19 protein-coding genes are annotated in these 16,862 nt (G+C 71.5%); 13 read left to right on the plus strand and 6 right to left on the minus strand.

All coding sequences use genetic code 11. From position 1 onward, the window contains the following. Positions 1–6 precede the first annotated feature (6 nt). Together AB0N03_RS23565 and AB0N03_RS23570 are read right to left on the minus strand one after the other, a co-directional pair. Positions 7–975, minus strand: a complete 969-nt coding sequence (locus AB0N03_RS23565; protein WP_364375471.1) for a cytochrome d ubiquinol oxidase subunit II — start codon at positions 973–975, stop codon at positions 7–9. 3 nt (positions 976–978) lie between these two features. After that, positions 979–2,148 (minus strand): cytochrome ubiquinol oxidase subunit I, encoded by a 1,170-nt coding sequence (locus AB0N03_RS23570; RefSeq protein WP_364375474.1) that lies wholly within the window; start codon positions 2,146–2,148, stop codon positions 979–981. A 60-nt stretch (positions 2,149–2,208) separates the two neighbouring features. Here AB0N03_RS23570 and AB0N03_RS23575 point away from each other — a divergent pair, with 60 nt between their 5' ends. Genes AB0N03_RS23575 through AB0N03_RS23595 form a run of 5 tightly spaced genes read left to right on the plus strand, consistent with a single transcriptional unit; the run spans position 2,209 to position 4,522 of the window. Next, a complete protein-coding gene (locus AB0N03_RS23575) occupies positions 2,209–2,526 on the plus strand; it encodes a helix-turn-helix transcriptional regulator (RefSeq protein ID WP_285988430.1) in 318 nt (105 codons plus the stop codon). After that, complete coding sequence (locus AB0N03_RS23580) at positions 2,523–3,191, plus strand: permease prefix domain 1-containing protein (protein ID WP_364375477.1); 669 nt, start codon at positions 2,523–2,525, stop codon at positions 3,189–3,191. Before AB0N03_RS23575 ends, AB0N03_RS23580 begins: the two co-directional genes overlap by 4 nt. Beyond that, positions 3,188–3,511 (plus strand): DivIVA domain-containing protein, encoded by a 324-nt coding sequence (locus tag AB0N03_RS23585; RefSeq protein WP_364375480.1) that lies wholly within the window; start codon positions 3,188–3,190, stop codon positions 3,509–3,511. Before AB0N03_RS23580 ends, AB0N03_RS23585 begins: the two co-directional genes overlap by 4 nt. Beyond that, positions 3,508–3,966 carry an SRPBCC family protein gene (locus tag AB0N03_RS23590; RefSeq protein ID WP_364375483.1) on the plus strand — a complete coding sequence of 153 codons (459 nt, stop codon included), beginning with the start codon at positions 3,508–3,510 and terminating at the stop codon, positions 3,964–3,966. The genes AB0N03_RS23585 and AB0N03_RS23590 overlap by 4 nt, the downstream gene beginning before the upstream one ends. Next, a complete protein-coding gene (locus tag AB0N03_RS23595; RefSeq protein WP_364375486.1) occupies positions 3,959–4,522 on the plus strand; it encodes a DNA-3-methyladenine glycosylase I in 564 nt (187 codons plus the stop codon). The genes AB0N03_RS23590 and AB0N03_RS23595 overlap by 8 nt, the downstream gene beginning before the upstream one ends. Positions 4,523–4,541: 19 nt before the next feature. Here the strand turns inward: AB0N03_RS23595 and AB0N03_RS23600 are convergent, their stop codons facing one another. Beyond that, on the minus strand, positions 4,542–5,336 hold the full coding sequence (locus AB0N03_RS23600; RefSeq protein WP_364375489.1) for an enoyl-CoA hydratase-related protein: 795 nt from the start codon (positions 5,334–5,336) through the stop codon (positions 4,542–4,544). A 198-nt stretch (positions 5,337–5,534) separates the two neighbouring features. Here AB0N03_RS23600 and AB0N03_RS23605 point away from each other — a divergent pair, with 198 nt between their 5' ends. Both AB0N03_RS23605 and AB0N03_RS23610 read left to right on the plus strand, forming a co-directional pair. Next, on the plus strand, positions 5,535–5,702 hold the full coding sequence (locus AB0N03_RS23605) for a DUF3117 domain-containing protein (RefSeq protein ID WP_013222969.1): 168 nt from the start codon (positions 5,535–5,537) through the stop codon (positions 5,700–5,702). Positions 5,703–5,791: 89 nt separating this feature from the next. After that, positions 5,792–7,315, plus strand: coding sequence for a peptidase M17 (locus AB0N03_RS23610; RefSeq protein ID WP_364375491.1), 1,524 nt, complete (start codon positions 5,792–5,794; stop codon positions 7,313–7,315). A gap of 3 nt (positions 7,316–7,318) precedes the next feature. Here the strand turns inward: AB0N03_RS23610 and AB0N03_RS23615 are convergent, their stop codons facing one another. Next, a complete protein-coding gene (locus AB0N03_RS23615) occupies positions 7,319–8,221 on the minus strand; it encodes a LysR family transcriptional regulator (RefSeq protein ID WP_364375494.1) in 903 nt (300 codons plus the stop codon). A gap of 62 nt (positions 8,222–8,283) precedes the next feature. Here AB0N03_RS23615 and AB0N03_RS23620 point away from each other — a divergent pair, with 62 nt between their 5' ends. Next, positions 8,284–9,540 (plus strand): MFS transporter, encoded by a 1,257-nt coding sequence (locus AB0N03_RS23620; RefSeq protein ID WP_364375497.1) that lies wholly within the window; start codon positions 8,284–8,286, stop codon positions 9,538–9,540. Here the strand turns inward: AB0N03_RS23620 and AB0N03_RS23625 are convergent, their stop codons facing one another. Further along, positions 9,541–10,185, minus strand: coding sequence for an O-methyltransferase (locus AB0N03_RS23625; RefSeq protein WP_364375502.1), 645 nt, complete (start codon positions 10,183–10,185; stop codon positions 9,541–9,543). 212 nt (positions 10,186–10,397) lie between these two features. On the opposite strand from AB0N03_RS23625, the gene sigE reads away from it, so the two are divergent. The 5 genes from sigE (at position 10,398) to AB0N03_RS23650 (ending at position 15,707) form a co-directional block, all read left to right on the plus strand. After that, a complete protein-coding gene (gene sigE / locus AB0N03_RS23630) occupies positions 10,398–10,997 on the plus strand; it encodes an RNA polymerase sigma factor SigE (protein ID WP_364375825.1) in 600 nt (199 codons plus the stop codon). Further along, positions 10,994–11,644, plus strand: a complete 651-nt coding sequence (locus AB0N03_RS23635) for a hypothetical protein (protein ID WP_364375505.1) — start codon at positions 10,994–10,996, stop codon at positions 11,642–11,644. Before sigE ends, AB0N03_RS23635 begins: the two co-directional genes overlap by 4 nt. Positions 11,645–12,215: 571 nt before the next feature. After that, complete coding sequence (locus AB0N03_RS23640; protein WP_364375507.1) at positions 12,216–13,733, plus strand: trypsin-like peptidase domain-containing protein; 1,518 nt, start codon at positions 12,216–12,218, stop codon at positions 13,731–13,733. Between the two features lie 76 nt (positions 13,734–13,809). Beyond that, a complete protein-coding gene (gene tatB / locus AB0N03_RS23645) occupies positions 13,810–14,244 on the plus strand; it encodes a Sec-independent protein translocase protein TatB (RefSeq protein WP_364375510.1) in 435 nt (144 codons plus the stop codon). A gap of 398 nt (positions 14,245–14,642) precedes the next feature. After that, the gene (locus AB0N03_RS23650) at positions 14,643–15,707 is read left to right on the plus strand and encodes a hypothetical protein (protein ID WP_364375513.1); all 1,065 of its coding nucleotides are present in this window, start codon (positions 14,643–14,645) and stop codon (positions 15,705–15,707) included. Positions 15,708–15,714: 7 nt separating this feature from the next. Here the strand turns inward: AB0N03_RS23650 and AB0N03_RS23655 are convergent, their stop codons facing one another. Next, positions 15,715–16,860, minus strand: a complete 1,146-nt coding sequence (locus AB0N03_RS23655) for a P-loop NTPase (RefSeq protein WP_364375516.1) — start codon at positions 16,858–16,860, stop codon at positions 15,715–15,717. Positions 16,861–16,862 lie beyond the last annotated feature (2 nt).

Below are 16,862 nucleotides of genomic sequence, written 5' to 3' on the forward strand. Positions count from 1 at the left end.
CGACTCCTAGAAGTGCAGCAGCGAGCGCTGGTCGAGCGGATGCCGGTGCGCGCGCCACGTCAGCCACTGCACCACCAGGAGCACCAGCACCGCCGGCACAGCGAACCAAGCCAGCACCGCGAAGGTCCCGGACGCCGTCGCCGCCTCCTCGACCCTCAGCGTGTACGCCGAGGACACGAGCACCGTCGGGAACCGCAGCGTGCCGGTGAGCAGCGCCGGACACGCCGAAAGCACCATCGACCCGACGAGCGCCACCCGGAACCGCCGCGCCGCCAACGCCAGCCGGAAGACGGCGAAGGCGACGAACGTCAGCACGGCCACACCGACGCCGAGCGCTGTGACGCCGGAAAGCGCGAAGAAGCCCCACACCGTGGCTATCACGAGGAAAGCCACCACGGGTGCCGAGAAAGCGCGGGCCAGCCGCACCGCGCGGCCGGTCAGCTCCGCCGGCGCCCGCACGGCGAGGAACGCCGAGCCCTGCAGGCAGAACAGCGCGACGAACCCGAGCCCCCACAACACCGCGTAGGGGTTGAAGAACGCGAGGACGTCACCGGTCGGCGGCAGGCCCAGCACCAGGTTGCCGAGGAACAGGCCCCACGACAGCGCCGTCACCAGCGCGCCGCCGACGATGCCCGCCGTCCACGCGCCGCGTCGTGCGTCCGGGCGGCGGCTGCGCAGCTGCATCGACGCCGTGAACGTGACCAGGCCGAGCAGCAGCGTCACGACCAGGACGTACGCCCCGGCGAACACCTTGCCCTCCAGGTGCGGGAACGCGCCGAACAAAACGCCGACCGCGGCCACCAGCCACACCTCGTTGGCCAGGAAGAACGGCCCGAGCGCGCCGAGCGTCTGCCGTCGCCGCCGCTCGTCGGCCTCGAACGCGGGCAGCAGCATGCCGACGCCGTAGTCGTAACCCGCCAGCGCGAAGTACCCGCAGGTCAACAGGCCCAGCAGGCACCAGAAGAAGGTCACCATCGGTCAGACTCCGCTCAGGACGGGCAGCTCGGCGGGCACACCAGGGTCACCGACCGGCTCCGGGCCGCGCTTGGCGACGCGCGCCATGAGCACCCAGTCGGCGACCGCGAGCGCGGCGAACAGCAGTGAGAAAGCGATGAAGGAGAACAGGATCTGGCCGGCGGGGACGTCCGCGATCGCGTCCGCGGTGCGCAGCTTCCCCCACACCAGCCACGGCTGGCGGCCGAGTTCGCGCACCAGCCAGCCGGCGATCGCCGCGAGGAACGGCAACGGGATCGCCGCGACCATCAGGTAGTGCAGGAACCGCGCCTTGGTGAGCCAGTTCCGGACCAGCAGCAGCGTGCCGAGGATCGCGCAGAGGAACATGGCGAACCCGAGCGCGATCATCGCCCCGAGCGGCGCGCCCACCGCGGCCCCGCCCAGCTTGTCCGGTTGGTACATCTTGAGCTCGCCGAACTGCGCGAAGCCCTGGTTGACCACGAAGATCGAGCCGACCAGGGCCGCGACCACGCCGATCCGCATCGACCGGCGGAAGAACTCGACCTCGGTCGTGCGCTTCAGGAAGTGGTACGCGCTGACGCCGACCACGAAGAACCCGCCGGTCACCAGCGCGGCGCTGAGCACGTGCGGCAGCGACGCGACCAGCGCCGGGTTCGAGAACAGCGCGCCGAAGTCGTCGAGGTGCAGCGTGCCGCCCTCGAGCCGGCTGCCGACCGGGTTCTGGAGGAACGAGTTGGCCAGCATGATGAACAGCGCCGACGCGTACGCGGTCAGCGTGACCAGCCAGATCAGCGTCAGGTGCAGCCATTCGGGCAGGCGCCCGAAACCGAAGATCCACAGGCCGAGGAAGGTCGACTCGAGGAAGAACGCCACCAGCGTCTCGATGGCCAGCGGCGCGCCGAAGACGTCACCGGCGAAGGCGGAAAGACCGGTCCAGGTCAGCCCGAACTGGAACTCCATCACGATGCCGGTGACGATCCCCAGCGCGTAGTTGATGACGTACAGGCGGCCCCAGAAGCGCGTCATCCGCAGCAGTTCGGGCTTTCCGCCGAGCGTCCAGCGCGTCTGCATCACGGCCACCAGCGTGACCAACCCCAGGGTGAGCAGCACGAACAGGAAGTGGAACGAGGTCGTCGTCGCGAACTGGAGTCTCGCGACCGGGAGTGCGTTCATGTAGACAGGCTACACGTAGGCTGCCTACATGTAGTCAGTCGACGTGTAGACTGCGTACCTATGAAGGCGGACACCTTGCGCGGGCACCTCGACGCGTTGCTGCTGGCGGTGCTCGACGGCCGCAAGCTGCACGGCTACGCGATCATCGAGGCGCTCCAGCTGCGCAGCGACGGCGCGCTCGACCTGCCGACCGGCACCGTCTACCCGGCGCTGCGCCGGCTCGAGCGCGCCGGCTGGCTCGCCAGCGAATGGGACGTCGTGTCCGGCCGCAAGCGCCGCACCTACCGCCTCACCCGCTCCGGCGAGCAAGCCCTGGCCGCCGAACGCACCGAATGGCGGGAGTTCACCGCGGTCATCGGGGGAGTGCTGGGCGCATGATCGACGAGTACCTGGGGGACCTGGACCGCAGGCTGCGCGGCTGCGGCCGGTTCAAGGCCGACCTGCTGGGGGAGGCCCGCGACGGCCTGCGCGACGCCGCCGACGCCTACCGCGCGGGCGGCTGGACCGACGAGGACGCCGAGCGCCGCGCGGTCGCCGACTTCGGACCGGCGGCCGTCGTCGCCCGCGACTACCAGGCCGAACTCGGCATGCTCAGCGGCGTCCGGACGCTGTGGAAGCTCGTCCTCGGCGTCCCGGCGATGCAGATCGCGTGGGACTACGCCCGGATCCTCACCTTCGGCGAGTGGACGAAGATCTCGACGCCGACGCCGGAGTGGTACAAGGTCGTCACGCACGTCACCCACGGCGCGGTGTTCGTCGTGCCGGTGATCGGCGTGCTCGCGCTGCTCGGCATCCGCTGGCTGAGCCGTCGCCTGGACGGCGCCGGGCTCGCCCGGTTCTGCGGCGTGCTCATCGCGGCGGCCGTCGGCGTCAACCTCGCTTCGGTCGGGCTGTTGATCTGCACGACCGGGTTCGTCGACGTCTCGCGGCTGTTCCTGAGCGTCCCGTGCGCCTTGCTGATGGTCGCGTGGGTGCTGCTTTCGCTGCGGCTCGTCGTGCTCGCGAGACGATCGTGGGGCGGGTATGCCACGATCGTCGCGTGACGACCGCGCTGATCTACCTCGTAGTCATGCTGCTGGTGGCCGCCGTGGTGTTCCTGCTCGCCGCCGTGGTCTTCGGCCGGGGTGAGGAGCTCGCCCCGCTGCCGCCGGGCAGTTCGCCGACGCGGCTGCCCGCCGAGGACATCACCGGCGAGGACCTGACCGACGTCCGCTTCCAGCTGGTCCTGCGCGGCTACAAGATGTCCGAAGTGGACTGGGTGATGCGGCGCCTCGGCGTCGAGCTCGACGAGCTGCGCACCCGGGTCGCCGAGTTGGAGCAGCGTGAACGCGAGCGGGAGAGCTCGCCCGAAGGCGCCCAGTGACGGATCTGATCCTGTCGGTCGACGTCCGCGCGCCGGCCGGGACGACCTGGCTCGCGCTGACGGACTGGACGCGCCAGGGCGAGTGGATGCTCGGCACCGAGGTCGAGGTCGTCGAGGGCAACGGCCGCAGCGTCGGGTCGCGGCTGGCGGCGTTCACCGGGGTGGCCGGCATCGGCTTCACCGACACGATGGAGATCACCAGCTGGGAGCCGCCGGTGCGGTGCGGGGTCCGCCACCTCGGCAGCTTCGTGCAGGGCACGGGCGTGTTCCAGGTGGTGCCCAAGGGCGCGACGCGTTCGACGTTCGTCTGGGCCGAGCACCTGCGGCTGCCGTTCGGGCCGCTGGGGAAGCTCGGCTGGCCGGTGGTGCGGCCGGCGTTCGCGCTGGGGGTGCGCCAGTCGCTGCGGCGGTTCGCGCGGTTCGCGGAGGACTATTCGGTGGGTGGGGATGAGTGAGCTTCTCGGCGCCGACGGCGTCGCGCGGTGCAGCTGGGGCAATTCGACCCCGGACTACGCGTCGTACCACGACGAAGAGTGGGGCGTGCCGCTCCACGGCCAGGACGAGCTGTACGAGCGGCTGTGCCTCGAGTCGTTCCAGTCCGGGCTTTCGTGGATCACGATCCTGCGCAAGCGGGAGGGCTTCCGGACGGCGTTCAAGCAGTTCAAGCCGGTGAAGGTGGCGAAGTTCGGCGACGCCGACGTCGAGCGGCTGATGCAGGACCCGTCGATCGTGCGGAACCGGGCGAAGATCCTGGCGGCGATCAACAACGCGAAGGCGATCGCTTCCCTGGACACGCCCTTGGACGACCTTTTGTGGTCGTTCGCGCCTTCTGCTCAGGTCCGTCCGAAGACGATGGCGGACGTCCCGGCGATCACGGACGAGTCCAAAGCGATGGCGAAGGAACTGAAGAAGCGCGGCTTCGTCTTTCTCGGCCCGACCACGTGCTACGCGCTGATGCAGGCCACCGGCATGGTCGACGACCACGTCGAAGGCTGCTTCCGGGCCGGCTGAACCCGGAAGCAGCCGTCGGTCACTTGCCCTGGAAGTTGGGCTTGCGCTTGCCGACGAAGGCCTCGACGGCCTCGCTGTGGTCGGCGGTCGCGCCGAGCGCGGTCTGGGCGGCGTCCTCGGCTTCCAGCGCTTCCTCGAACGTCGACTGCGCCGCCAGGTTGAGCACGCCCTTGATCTTCGCGTAGGCCACGGTCGGCCCGTTCGCCAGCTTCGCCGCGATCTTCTGGGCGCGCGCCGGCAGCTCTTCGTCCGCTACGACTTCGCCGACCAGGCCGAGCCGCAGCGCCTCCGCGGCGTCGACGGTCCGGGCCAGCAGCATCAGCTCGGCCGCACGGCCGTAGCCGACCAGCCGCTGCAGCGTCCAGGACGCGCCCGAGTCCGGGCCGAGCCCGACGTTGGCGAACGCCATCAGGAACGACGACGACTCGGCGGCGATCCGCAGGTCACTGGCGTAGGCGAAGGCGGCCCCGGCGCCGGCGGCGGTGCCGTTGATCGCCGCTATCACCGGCTTCTCCATCGACACGATCGCCTTGACGATCGGGTTGTAGTGCTCCTTCACCGTGTGTAGCGGGGCGGGGTCACCCGCCTGGAGCAGCCCCACGTGCTCCTTCAAATCCTGGCCGGCGCAGAAAGCCTTGCCGGAACCGGTCAGCACGACCGCGCGGACGGCTTCGTCGTCCGCCGCCTCGCGCAGCGCCGCGAGCAGTGCTTCCTTCAGCTCGACGGTCAGCGAGTTGTACGCCTGCGGCCGGTTGAGCGTGAGGGTGCGCACCCCGTCGGCGTCGGCGGACAGCAGGACGTCGGATGTGGTCACGTCTTCTCCTTGCGCGGAAACCTCGGTCGTCCGACAGTCTTCCACCCCGCGCGAGCCGCATACCAGCACCGATACGGCGGCAAAAGATCGGTCCGCTGATGCGCCCGGCCGCTGATGAGGGACAATGGACACCAAGACCCGGCTGGCTTTCACGCGAGCGCGACCCGGGCGCGCCGGTTGAGACGGAGGGAGCACGCTATGGCGGCCATGAAGCCCCGGACCGGAGATGGTCCCCTCGAAGTGACTAAGGAGGGGCGGGGCCTCGTGATGCGCGTACCGCTCGAGGGTGGTGGGCGACTCGTCGTCGAACTTTCCGCGGAAGAAGCGAAGGACCTCGGCGCCGCTTTGGCGGAGGTCACCGGCTAGCCGATCCCCTCGAACCGTCCTTCCGTCGCACCCCGGTCTCCCTTCGGAGGCCGGGGTCGCGGTTCCTCTGCGCCCGAAGGTTGCTCACTGTGCGTAATCCGCTACCCCCCGTTCCGACCAGTCTGCTCGACATCGAGGTGGCGGGCGACCTCCGCCGCGGCGCCCCGACGGCCCGGCTGGTAACCGCACCCGCCGACGACGTCGAGTCCGAGCCGCTGGAGATCGGCGGTGTCCGGATCACCGGCAAGGCGGGCGACGTGCAGACGGTCCCCGCCGGCGAAGCCCGCTGGGTCGCGGGCCTGGGCGACGGCGAGCCGAAGCAGTACCGGAAGGCGGGTGCGGCGCTGGTCCGCGCGGTGAACGCGGCGCTGGCCGACGACATCGAGGCTTTCGGGGGCTCCGGGTGGCGGAGCCCCCGGCCCGGGGCGGAGCCCCGGATGTCACGCCACGGCGGCAAGGCGTTCCGCGCGGTGCAGCTGGTGCTGCCGGAGGAGGCTTCCGGCGACCACGTGACGGAGCTGGCGCTGGGGCTGCTGCTCGGGGGCTACAAGTTCAAGGTGACCGGTGACGACCCCAAGCCGGTCGTGCGGACGGTGCGGCTGGTCGCGCACGACCGGGCGGTCGAGTCGTTCATTTCGCTGGTCGACCGGGCTTCGGTGCTGGCGGCGTCGACGGCGCTGACGCGCGACCTCGCGAACACACCGTCCAATGTGAAGACCCCGGCGTGGCTGGCGGAGACGGCGGCCCGGGTGGCCGGCCCGCGCGTCGAGGTGGCGATCCGGGACGAGAAGTGGCTGGCGACGCAGGGTTTCGGCGGCGTCCTGGCGGTCGGCGGCGGTTCGGCGCGGCCGCCGCGGCTGATCGAGATGACGTACAAGCCGTCGGGGGCGGCGAAGCACCTGCTGCTGGTGGGCAAGGGCATCACGTTCGACACGGGCGGCCTGTCGATCAAGCCGGCCGACGGCATGCACCTGATGCGCACGGACATGGCGGGCGGCGCGGCGGTGATCGCGGCGATCCGCGGCATCGCGGCGCTGGGCTTGCCGGTGCGCGTGACGGCCCTGGTGCCCGCGGCGGAGAACCACGTGTCGGGGTCGGCGTACCGGCCGGGCGACATCGTCCGGCACTACGGCGGCAAGACGACCGAGGTCGGCAACACGGACGCGGAGGGCCGCATGGTCCTGGCCGACGCGCTGGCGTACGGAATCCGCCGCTACACCCCGGACTTGGTGGTGGACGCGGCGACGTTGACCGGCGCGATGAAGGTGTCGCTGGGTCTGCGCACGGGCGGGCTGTTCGCTTCGGCGGACTCGCTGGCTTCGCTGGTTCGTTCGGCGGGGGAGCGCGTGGGCGAGGCGTGGTGGCGGATGCCGCTGGTGGAGGACTACGCGGAGAACGTCCGCGGCGAGTTCGGCGACGTCCGCCAGACCCCGGCGGGCCCGGGCGGCATCACGGCGGCGCTGTTCCTGCGCGAGTTCACGGCGGGGCTGCCGTGGGCGCACCTGGACATCGCGGGGCCGGCGCGATCGGAGAAGAACTACGACGAGGTGGTGCCGGGAGCGACGGGGTTCGCGGCCCGGACTTTGGTGGAGCTGGCGGCTTCGCTGGCCTGAGCCTCAGCGCTCGGCCGCCGTCGTCAGGACGTGGTCGCGGAAGCCGGTGACCGCGGGGGTCATCGGCTCGTCGGCCCGCCACACCAGCCCGATCGTCCGGTACGGCCGCGGCTCCAACGGCACCTCGGCCACCCCGGCCGGCGTCCCCGGCCCGAACCGCGGCAGCAGCGCCACCCCCAGCCCCGCCGCCACCAGGCCCCGGACCGTGTCCGATTCCTGGCCCTCGAACGCGATCCGCGGGGTGAAGCCCGCCGCCGCGCACAGCTCGTCCGTCAGCGTCCGGACCCCGTAACCCTGCTCCAGCAGCACGAACTCCTCGTCGGCCAGCTCCGCCACCCGCACCGACTCCCGGCCCGCCAGGGGGTGGCCCGCCGGGACCGACAGCAGGATCTCCTCGTCCACCAAACCCGCCGTGGCCAGCGAAGCCGCCGTGGGCAGTGGTGCCAGCAGCGCCAGGTCCAGTTCGCCGCCCGCCAGGCGGTCCAGCATCTCCTGCCGCGAACCCTGGACCAGCGTGAACCGCACCCCCGGGTACCGCGCCCGGTGCCCGCGCAGCAGCGAAGGCACCAGCGACCGCCCGAGCAGGTGCAGGAACCCCAGCACGACGTGCCCCGACTCCGGCGCCACCTCCTCGCGCGCCAGCCGGACGCCGGTGTCCACCGCCGCCAGGCCGCGCTCGGCCGCTTCGGCCAGCAGTTCGGCCGCGCGCGTGAGGCGGATGCCGCGGCCGTCCGGGACCGTCAGCGGCGCCCCCAGCGCGGCGGCCAGCGCCGCGAGGCGGCGGCTCACCGTCGGCTGCGGGACGCCCAGCAGCTCGGCCGCGCGTGTGACGTTCCTCGTTTCGCGCAGGGCGGCGAGCAGCGGCAGGTGCGGCGCCACCTGCGCCGACAGCGAGTCATACGTCATCGCATCAATCATGCCAGCTTGGTGCATTAGACGTATTGGTTAGCGCTGCTTACTTTCAGGTGGTGACCTCCACGCGCCGAGTCAAGACCGCCGTCGCCGCGGCCGGGATCTCCTCCTTCGCCCTGCTGTACGCGCCGCAACCGGTGCTGCCCCAACTCGCCGCGCAGTACCACCTCGACCCCGGCGGCGCGGCGCTCGCGGTCAGCGTCGCGACCGGCGCGCTCGCCATCGCCGTCCTCCCGATCGCCGCGTTGTCCGAGGTGATCGGCCGGCGCCCGGTGATCCTGACGTCGGTGATCGCGTCCGTCGTCTTCGGGCTGCTGCTGCCGTTGATGCCGACGTACCCGGCGCTGCTCGTCCTGCGCGCCCTCCAGGGCGTCGCCATCGCCGGCTTCCCCGGTGTCGCGGCCGCCTACCTGGCCGAACGCCTCGGCCGCGCGGGCGTCGCCGCCGCGGTCGGCGCGATGATCGCGGGCAATACGATCGGCGGCATGCTCGGCCGGCTGGCCAGCGGGTTCACCGCCGGGCCGCTCGGCTGGCGCGGCGCGCTGTTCGTGGTCGCGGGCGTGGGCGCGATCTGCTCGGCGATCACGGTCGTGACGCTGCCTCCTGGGACGCGTCCGCGCGGCGACGCCCAGCTCCGGACGGTCGCGAAAGAGCTGGTCACGGCGTTGAGCAAGCGGGTGCTGCTCGCCCAGTACGCCGTCGCGCTGCTCGCGATGGGCTCGTTCGTCGCGCTCTACAACGCGGCCGGGTTCCGGCTGACCGGTGCTCCGCTGGACCTGTCGCCGGCGATCGCGTCGCTGGTCTTCCTCGCCTACGCGACCGGCTCGGTGTCGTCCGCGGCGGCCGGCCGGCTGGTGGCGCGCGTGGGCAGGCGTCGTGCGCTGATCGGCGCGTTGCTGCTCACGGCCGTCGGCGCGGCGCTGACGCTGCCGGACGCACTGCCGCTGGTCATCGCGGGCTTCCTGGTGCTGACGTGCGCGTTCTTCGCGGCGCACGCGGTCGCGAACGGCTGGGCGGCGGCCGACGCCCCCGAGAACGCGCGCGGCCAGGTGGGCGGCATGTACACGGCGACGTACTACTTGGGCAGCAGCGTCGGCGGCGCGGCCGGGGCGTGGGTTTACGGGCACGCGGGATGGCCGTGGCTGATCGCGGTGGTGGCGGTGTGGCTGCTCCTGGCGGCGGCCGCGGTCGCAGCTGGGACAGCCCCCACCCGTCCCTGGGGGGCGTCCCCGTTCCAGTCTATCGGCGGCCACCGACACAACCCGCCGCGAGCGGCGAGTTGTCCACATCTGCCCGACCCTGTGGACAACTGATCAGATCGCCGCGGCCACCAGCAGCCCGCCACCCACCGGCAACAGGGCCGGGACCAGGCGTTCGTCCTCGCGGAACGCTCGCGCCACCTCGCGCAGCGCGAGGGTTTCCGGGTCGCGGTGGGACGGGTCGATCACGCGGCCGCCGGCCAGCACGTTGTGGAACGCGATGATCCCGCCGCGTCGCAGCAGCGACACGCCCAGCTCGTAGCAGCCGGGGTACTCGATGTGCGCGGAGTCGACGAACACCAGGTCGTAGCCGCCCGGCGTCAGCCGCTGGAGCACGTCCAGCGCGCGCCCGACGATCAGGCGCGTCCGGCCCGGCGCGTAGCCGGCCTCGCGGAACGTCGCGCGCGCCGCGCGCTGGTACTCCGGCTCGACGTCGATCGAAGTCAGGATGCCGTCGGGGGCCATGCCGCGCAGCAGGCTCAGCCCGCTCACCCCGGCGCCCGTGCCGACCTCGACGACCGCCTTCGCGCACAGCGTCGCGGCCAGGAAGCGCAGGGTCGCGCCCGCGCCCGCGCTCAGCGAGCTGCAGCCCAGGTCGTCGGCCCGTGCGCGCGCCGAAGCCAGCACCTCGTCGTCGGGCAGGTACCCGTCGACGAACCCGGAGTCGGCCGGTGCGGCCGCAGGGGTGGGCGTGTTCACGCACGGAGGTTAGCGTTGGTTGTCGATAAATCCGCGCAGGCTCCCTGGTAAGCACCCGGGAAGAAGTTCTCAGCCTGCTCTCAGTCCAGTCTCACTAGAACCATAAGGAGTCCGGACAGACTGAAATCCGAGCACACGGGGAACACCGTGGCCACAGCCCGCGTTGGGTGGAGCAGACAGGAGAAACGCAGATGGAGGTGCCTGCTCCCGCGATGCAGAACGCCGTTGCCGATAACGACGCCGACGCGGCTCAGCCCGTGTCCCTGGACGAGGCGGCCTGGACGCCGCCGTCCTGGGACGAGGTCGTCCGCGAGCACAGCGACCGGGTCTACCGGCTCGCCTACCGCCTGACCGGCAACACGCACGACGCCGAGGACCTCACCCAGGAGACCTTCATCCGGGTCTTCCGGTCGCTGGCGTCCTACAAGCCCGGCACGTTCGAGGGCTGGCTGCACCGGATCACCACCAACCTCTTCCTCGACATGGCCCGCCGCCGCTCGCGCGTGCGGATGGAAGGCCTGCCGGAGGACACCGACCGCATCGTGGGCGACGACCCGAGCCCCGAGCAGGTCTTCTCCGACACGCACCTGGACCCGGACCTGCAGGCCGCGCTCGACGAGCTGCCGCCGGAGTTCCGCGCCGCCGTGGTGCTGTGCGACGTCGAAGGGCTCTCGTACGAGGAGATCGGCGCGACCCTCGGTGTCAAGCTGGGCACCGTCCGCAGCCGGATCCACCGCGGGCGCCAGGCGCTGCGCGCGTCGCTCGAGCGCCGGCGCGCTCAGGCCCCGGAGTCTGCGAAGGTGTCGGTATGACCGCACCCCGAGGCTGGGGACTCCCCGAGTCGCACCTGCTGCCGGACGCCGTGGTGGCGTTCGTCGACGGGGAGCTCTCACACGGCGCCCGTGATCGCGCGGCGTCGCACATCACGCGCTGCGCGGCGTGCGCCGCCGAAGTGCGCGCCCAGCGCCAGACGGTGGACGCGATCCGCCGCGCGGGGGCGCCGTCGATGTCGGCGGGGTTCCTGGCGAGCCTGCAGTCGATCCCGGAGCACACGGACCTCCCGAGCGCGCCGGACAACCTGGCCATCACGGCCGACGGCCAGCTGGTCGCGGTCCAGCGCCCGGACCGGGTGGCGGGGCTGCGCGACACGGGGGTCCTGGGTGGTGTCGCGCCGTTGGGATCAACGGCGCCCCTGGGCCAGTCCCCGAACGTCCTGGGCGGCGGCCGGTTCAAGCGCCGCGCGGCGCAGGGGGCCGGCGTGGTGGTGTCCGGACTGGTGCTGAGCGCGCTGGCCCTGGTGGGGACGACCGCGGACAGCGGTGACGGCACCCCGGAGACGGGCGGCGGAGCGCCGCAGCCGGCGAACCTGCTGCCGGCCCAGATGGCGGTGCCGCAGCAGCTGGTCCCGACGTCGACGCCGGTGAGCTCCCCGGTGGCGGTGCCGGCGGGGATCCGCTGAGACTTGTTTCCCGCGAAGGCCGCCATGAGGGATTCCTCGTGGCGGCCTTCGCCATTTCGTGGTGCTTGGCCGGTTGTCCGGCTCGCGCTGTCGTCGGACGCTTGGGCTCCGGCAAAGTCACGTCCGCGCGCGGAGTCGGGTGTCGCGAATGAGTCATTGGGGGCGCCGGAGGTCCCGAATGACTCATTCGCGACGTTTGGCGGGGGGTTGGCGACGTCATGAACGACTCGTTCATGTCGTCAGACGAGGTGAACGAGTCGTTCATACACCTCGGCGGCCCGACCAGGCTCGCTCAAGAGACGCGCCGGTGCCCACGGTCGCCGCCGGTCCGGCTCGCAGGCCGGAAAGCAGGCAGCCCCCGCCCTTCCCTGGGGGGCGTGCCCACGTCCAGTCTATCGCGGCCCTCCGACGAAACTCGCTGATCAGCGCCTGGGGCGCCGGTTTGTCCACATTGCCCGCCCCCTGGGGACAACCCTCCCAAGCAACAGCCATTTCACTGACGTACCGGCAGACTCGGAGCACTGGGCTTGGGTATCGTCACGCCCAGCCACCTGATCTTCTGCACCGGGGAATGATGACCGAGCCGAACGAGAATCCCGAGCAGCCCGGCGCGCGCGATGCCGACCGGCTGGGTCCGCGGCCGCTCGCGCGGCCCGCCGTCGATCCGGCGCAGGCTGCCGTCTTCGGCCGGCCCAGTGGCGTCGACGGGGCGTTCGACCAGCTCTACTCCCCGCAGAAGTCCAACGGCGTCCGGCTCGCGCCGCCGGCTCCCGAGTCGCTCGCCGAGGCCTTCCGGCGGCCGCCCGGAGCCGAAGGCGTGCTGCTCGAACGGCCGCGGGAAGCCACCGGGGAGCCGAAGGAACAAGAGCCGCCCCTGTGGAACAGCACCAGCGACCCCTGGCGCGATCCCGGCGCCGGCGCTGTCCTCGCCGGCCCGGCGATGCCCGCCGAAGACGAGGAAAAGCCCGCCAAACGCCCACCTGGCGCCCTGCTCAGCTTGCCCGAGGTGCTCTTCGGGCGGCGTGTGAAGCCGAAGGCGCTCGCGCTGCTCGGGGTCGTCGCCCTGCTCGTCGGGGCCCTCGGGGGGCTCGTCGGCTGGTGGGTCGCCGACACCGGCGGCGAACTCACCGGCTCCGCCACCATCTCCGAAGCCGAGGCCGCCAAGGAACGCCCCGCCGGCTCGGTCGCCGAGATCGCCAAGCGCGTCGCGCCCGCCGTCGTCTCGCTCGAGGTCTTCAAGCCCGGCGCCGACTCCGGTGAGCAGGGCTCCGGCGTCATGATCGACCCGCAGGGCTACATCCTCACCAACGAGCACGTCATCTCCTCCGCGAGCGCCGACCCCGGCGTCAAGGTCACCGCCATCTTCATCGACGGCACCCGGACCGAGGCCAAGCTCGTCGGCTCCGATCAGAAGACCGACCTCGCCGTCGTCAAGGTCAACGTCACCAACCCGACCGTCCTGCAGATCGGCAGGTCTTCGGACCTGCAGGTCGGCGACACCGTGATGGCCATCGGCTCGCCGCTCGCGCTGCAGAACTCCGTGACCGCCGGCATCGTCAGCGCCCTCAACCGCCCGATCACCGCGGGCGGCGACAACGGTGCCCCGCCCGTCACCTACGAAGCCATCCAGACCGACGCCGCCATCAACCACGGCAACTCGGGCGGCGCGCTCGTCGACTCCACCGGCGCGCTCGTCGGGATCAACTCTTCGATCCGCTCCTCCGGCGCGGACGGCGGCAGCATCGGCATCGGCTTCGCCATCCCCAGCGACTACGCGATCAAGATTGCGAAGGCGCTGATCAAGGACGGCAAGGTCCAGCACGCCGACATCGGCATCAACGCCTCCTCGACCGTCGCCGGCTCGTCCACGATGGGCGCGCAGGTCAAGAACGTCGCGCCCGGCGGGCCGGCCGCGAACGCCGGCATCAAGGAGGGCGACGTCATCACGAAGATCGGCGGCCGGCTGGTGCGGGACTCGGCCGAGATGACGGTCGCGGTGCGCGCCAACGACGTCGGCCAGGTCGTCCCCGTGCAGCTGGTCCGCGACGGCGCGAGCTTCGTCGTCGACGTAACTCTGGCTTCCGACTGAGTTCCCGCGTTCGGCCTGCCGGAGCGCGGGCCGGGGCGGGTACCCTGAGCGGGTAGGTTCCGAGCGGAGGTAGACGGTGTTCGACAGTGTCGGATGGGGGGAAATCCTCGTCCTCATCATCGCCGGTCTCTTCATCCTCGGCCCGGAACGGCTTCCCGAAGCGGCGTCCTGGCTCGCGAAGAGCGTGAAGAAGGTCCGCGACTTCGCGACCGGTGCGCGGGAACAGCTCCGCGAGGAGATGGGCCCGGAGTTCGATCAGCTCCGCAAGCCGCTCGAAGACCTGCGCGGGCTGCGCAACTTCGACCCGAAGCGGGTGGTCACGCAGCACCTGTTCGACGGCGACGCGGACCCGCTCGGCCTGAAGGGCATCACGAACGGCAGCCCGAACCTGGGCGGCACCAACGGCTCCAACGGGACGAACGGCTCGAACGGGTACGCGGCCAGCCAGGCCAAGCAGCCGGAACCGCTCAAGCCGGGGGAGCGCCCGCCGATCGACCCGGACGCCACGTAGCGTCCAGTCCTGGCCGGCTCGTAGCCGAACCGGCTGTAGATCGGCGCCTCCCGAGGCGAGCAGGCTCGTCAGCACGGCACCGCGCGCGGTGTAGTCCTGCGCCGACGGATTCCCGCTCTGGGTGTCCTCAGTGCTGCTCGTCTCCCGCAACGACCTCTCCGCCGCCCGCGACCGGGGCCGCCTTGAACCTGCTGCCCTGGTCTCGCCCATTACGAACACCACGGACACGACGTAGCGTCGGCAGTTATCCCCAGCCCGGCCGCAATGTGGACAGTTGATCGTCCCCGGGCCATTTAGGGGTTCTCCGTCGGCCACCCCCGATAAAATGGGTGCGGGGCCGGACCCCCGGAGAGGGCGGGGGCTGCTTTCTGCCGCCCCGCCGACAACTGGGGAGAAAGATGAAACTCAGATCGCTGGGCTGCGCGCTGCTCGCAGCCGGCCTGCTGGGCTCGGGGCAGCCGGCGTCCGCCACGGAAGCCACGGAAGCCGCCACGGAAACCGCCGCCGCGTGCACCTGGAAGCCCACCGCTCTCGGCATCGGCACCTCCGTGAGCGCGAGCGTGACCGCCACCGACGACCACGGGAACTTCGCCGGCTGGGCCCTGCCGATCGACCCCGTCGGTACCACCGTCCGGGCCGCGGCCTGGACCGACGGGACCTTCACCGACCTCGGCACGGCCGGCACCACCAACGCGAGCGTGACCGCCGAGAACCGTTCGGGCGCCGTCGCCGGGACCGCGCGCACCTCGGTCTTCGGCTTCGTCGCCGAGCGGGCGTTCAAGAGCTCCAGCGGCACGCTGGTGCAGCTGCCCTTCCCGACGTCGAGCCAGTACACGCGCTCGGCCGCCGTCGGCATCACCGACTCCGGCGACGTCATCGGCGTCGTGCGCAAGCAGGACGGCTCGGGCCAGACCGCGGTCCGCTGGCCCGCCGCCCAGCCGGGCACCGTGACGCTGCTGACGGGCGCGCCGTCGTCGGGTGTCGGGCCGGTCGCGGTCGACACCGACGGCTCGATCGTGCTGAACAGCCTGGACATCTGGCGCGACGGGACGCTGACCCACCTGGGCACCGTGCCGGGCCTCCAGTTCGCCTCGCCCTTGGCCATCAAGAACGGCCGCGTCGTCGGCTACGGCACCTACAACGGCAAAAAGGTCGGCGTTTTCTGGGACCAGCAGCAGGCGGCCCACGTCCTGCCGAAGTCCAGTTACAACCTGTCCAACGGCAACCCGCAGTTCTCGATCAACGCGAGCGGCCTGATCACCGGCCGCATCGACGAGGCGAACGGCGGCAACGACCTGGCGGGCACCGGCTACGGCGTCTGGAACCAGGGCACCTTCGTCGCGAAGTTCGGCGACCTCAAGGCCGACCTGCCCGTCGTCATCGGCGACGACGGCACCGCGGGCGGCTACCGCTACGACTCCGCCACGCAGCACTCGGCTCCGTACGTCTGGCGCTGCTCCTAGAAAAGGCTCAGCGGCCGGCCGGGGTGACGTTCAGCATCATCCCGGCCAGGCCGCGGGCCCGGACCGTCAGCTTCTTCGCCACTTCCTTCAGCACCGCGGACGCCGGGGCGTCGGGCTCGGACAGCACCAGCGGCGTCCCCGAGTCACCCTGCTCGACCAGCCGCGGGTCCAACGGCACCTGGCCCAGCAGCGGCACCTCGGACCCGATCGACTTCGTCAGCGACTCGGCCACGGTCTGCCCGCCGCCCGAGCCGAAGATCTCCAAGCGGGAGCCGTCTTCCTGCTCCAGCCACGACATGTTCTCGATGACGCCCGCGACGCGCTGACGCGTCTGCAGCGCGATCGCGCCGGCCCGCTCGGCCACCTCGGCCGCGGCCTGCTGCGGCGTCGTGACCACCAGGATCTCCGCGTTCGGGATCAGCTGGGCCACCGAGATCGCGATGTCGCCGGTGCCCGGCGGCAGGTCCAGCAGCAGGATGTCGAGGTCGCCCCAGAAGACGTCCGCCAGGAACTGCTGCAGCGCGCGGTGCAGCATCGGCCCACGCCACACCACCGGGGTGTTGCCCGGGGTGAACATGCCGATCGAGATCACCTTCACGCCGTGCGCCTGCGGCGGCATGATCATCGTGTCGACCTTGGTCGGCTTCTCGCGCGTGCCCAGCATGCGGGGGATCGAGTGGCCGTAGATGTCCGCGTCCACGACGCCGACCGACAGTCCGCGTTGAGCCATCGCCGCGGCCAGGTTCACCGTGACCGACGACTTGCCGACGCCGCCCTTGCCGGACGCGACGCAGTACACCCGCGTCATCGAGCCCGGCTGGGCGAACGGGATGACCGGCTCTGCAGCGTCCCCGCGGAGCGATTTGCGCAGGTTGGTGCGTTGTTCGTCACTCATGACGTCGAGCTCCACGCGGACGTCCACCACGCCCGGGAGCTTCGACACCGCGTCGCGGGTGTCGTTGGTCAGCGTCGCCTTCAGCGGGCAGCCCGCCACCGTCAGGTAGATCCCGACCGTGACGACGCCGTCGTCGCCGACGACCACGTCCTTGACCATCCCCAGGTCCGTGATGGGTTTCCGGATCTCCGGGTCTTGCACGCTCTTCAGCGCGCTGCGGACGTCGTCGACGCTGGGGAGCTGCTGAGTACTGGTCACGC

The sequence above is a fragment of the Amycolatopsis sp. NPDC051061 genome, assembly GCF_040682935.1.
GTDB lineage: Bacteria > Actinomycetota > Actinomycetes > Mycobacteriales > Pseudonocardiaceae > Amycolatopsis.

What these genes read in the sequence shown, in the direction of transcription:
- AB0N03_RS23565 (WP_364375471.1), bottom strand. Translation starts at nt 975, where the DNA reads ATGGTGACCTTCTTCTGGTGCCTGCTGGGCCTGTTGACCTGCGGGTAC.
- AB0N03_RS23570 (WP_364375474.1), bottom strand. Translation starts at nt 2,148, where the DNA reads ATGAACGCACTCCCGGTCGCGAGACTCCAGTTCGCGACGACGACCTCG.
- AB0N03_RS23575 (WP_285988430.1), top strand. Translation starts at nt 2,209, where the DNA reads ATGAAGGCGGACACCTTGCGCGGGCACCTCGACGCGTTGCTGCTGGCG.
- AB0N03_RS23580 (WP_364375477.1), top strand. Translation starts at nt 2,523, where the DNA reads ATGATCGACGAGTACCTGGGGGACCTGGACCGCAGGCTGCGCGGCTGC.
- AB0N03_RS23595 (WP_364375486.1), top strand. Translation starts at nt 3,959, where the DNA reads ATGAGTGAGCTTCTCGGCGCCGACGGCGTCGCGCGGTGCAGCTGGGGC.
- AB0N03_RS23605 (WP_013222969.1), top strand. Translation starts at nt 5,535, where the DNA reads ATGGCGGCCATGAAGCCCCGGACCGGAGATGGTCCCCTCGAAGTGACT.
- AB0N03_RS23615 (WP_364375494.1), bottom strand. Translation starts at nt 8,221, where the DNA reads ATGACGTATGACTCGCTGTCGGCGCAGGTGGCGCCGCACCTGCCGCTG.
- sigE (WP_364375825.1), top strand. Translation starts at nt 10,398, where the DNA reads ATGCAGAACGCCGTTGCCGATAACGACGCCGACGCGGCTCAGCCCGTG.
- AB0N03_RS23635 (WP_364375505.1), top strand. Translation starts at nt 10,994, where the DNA reads ATGACCGCACCCCGAGGCTGGGGACTCCCCGAGTCGCACCTGCTGCCG.
- AB0N03_RS23640 (WP_364375507.1), top strand. Translation starts at nt 12,216, where the DNA reads ATGATGACCGAGCCGAACGAGAATCCCGAGCAGCCCGGCGCGCGCGAT.
- AB0N03_RS23650 (WP_364375513.1), top strand. Translation starts at nt 14,643, where the DNA reads ATGAAACTCAGATCGCTGGGCTGCGCGCTGCTCGCAGCCGGCCTGCTG.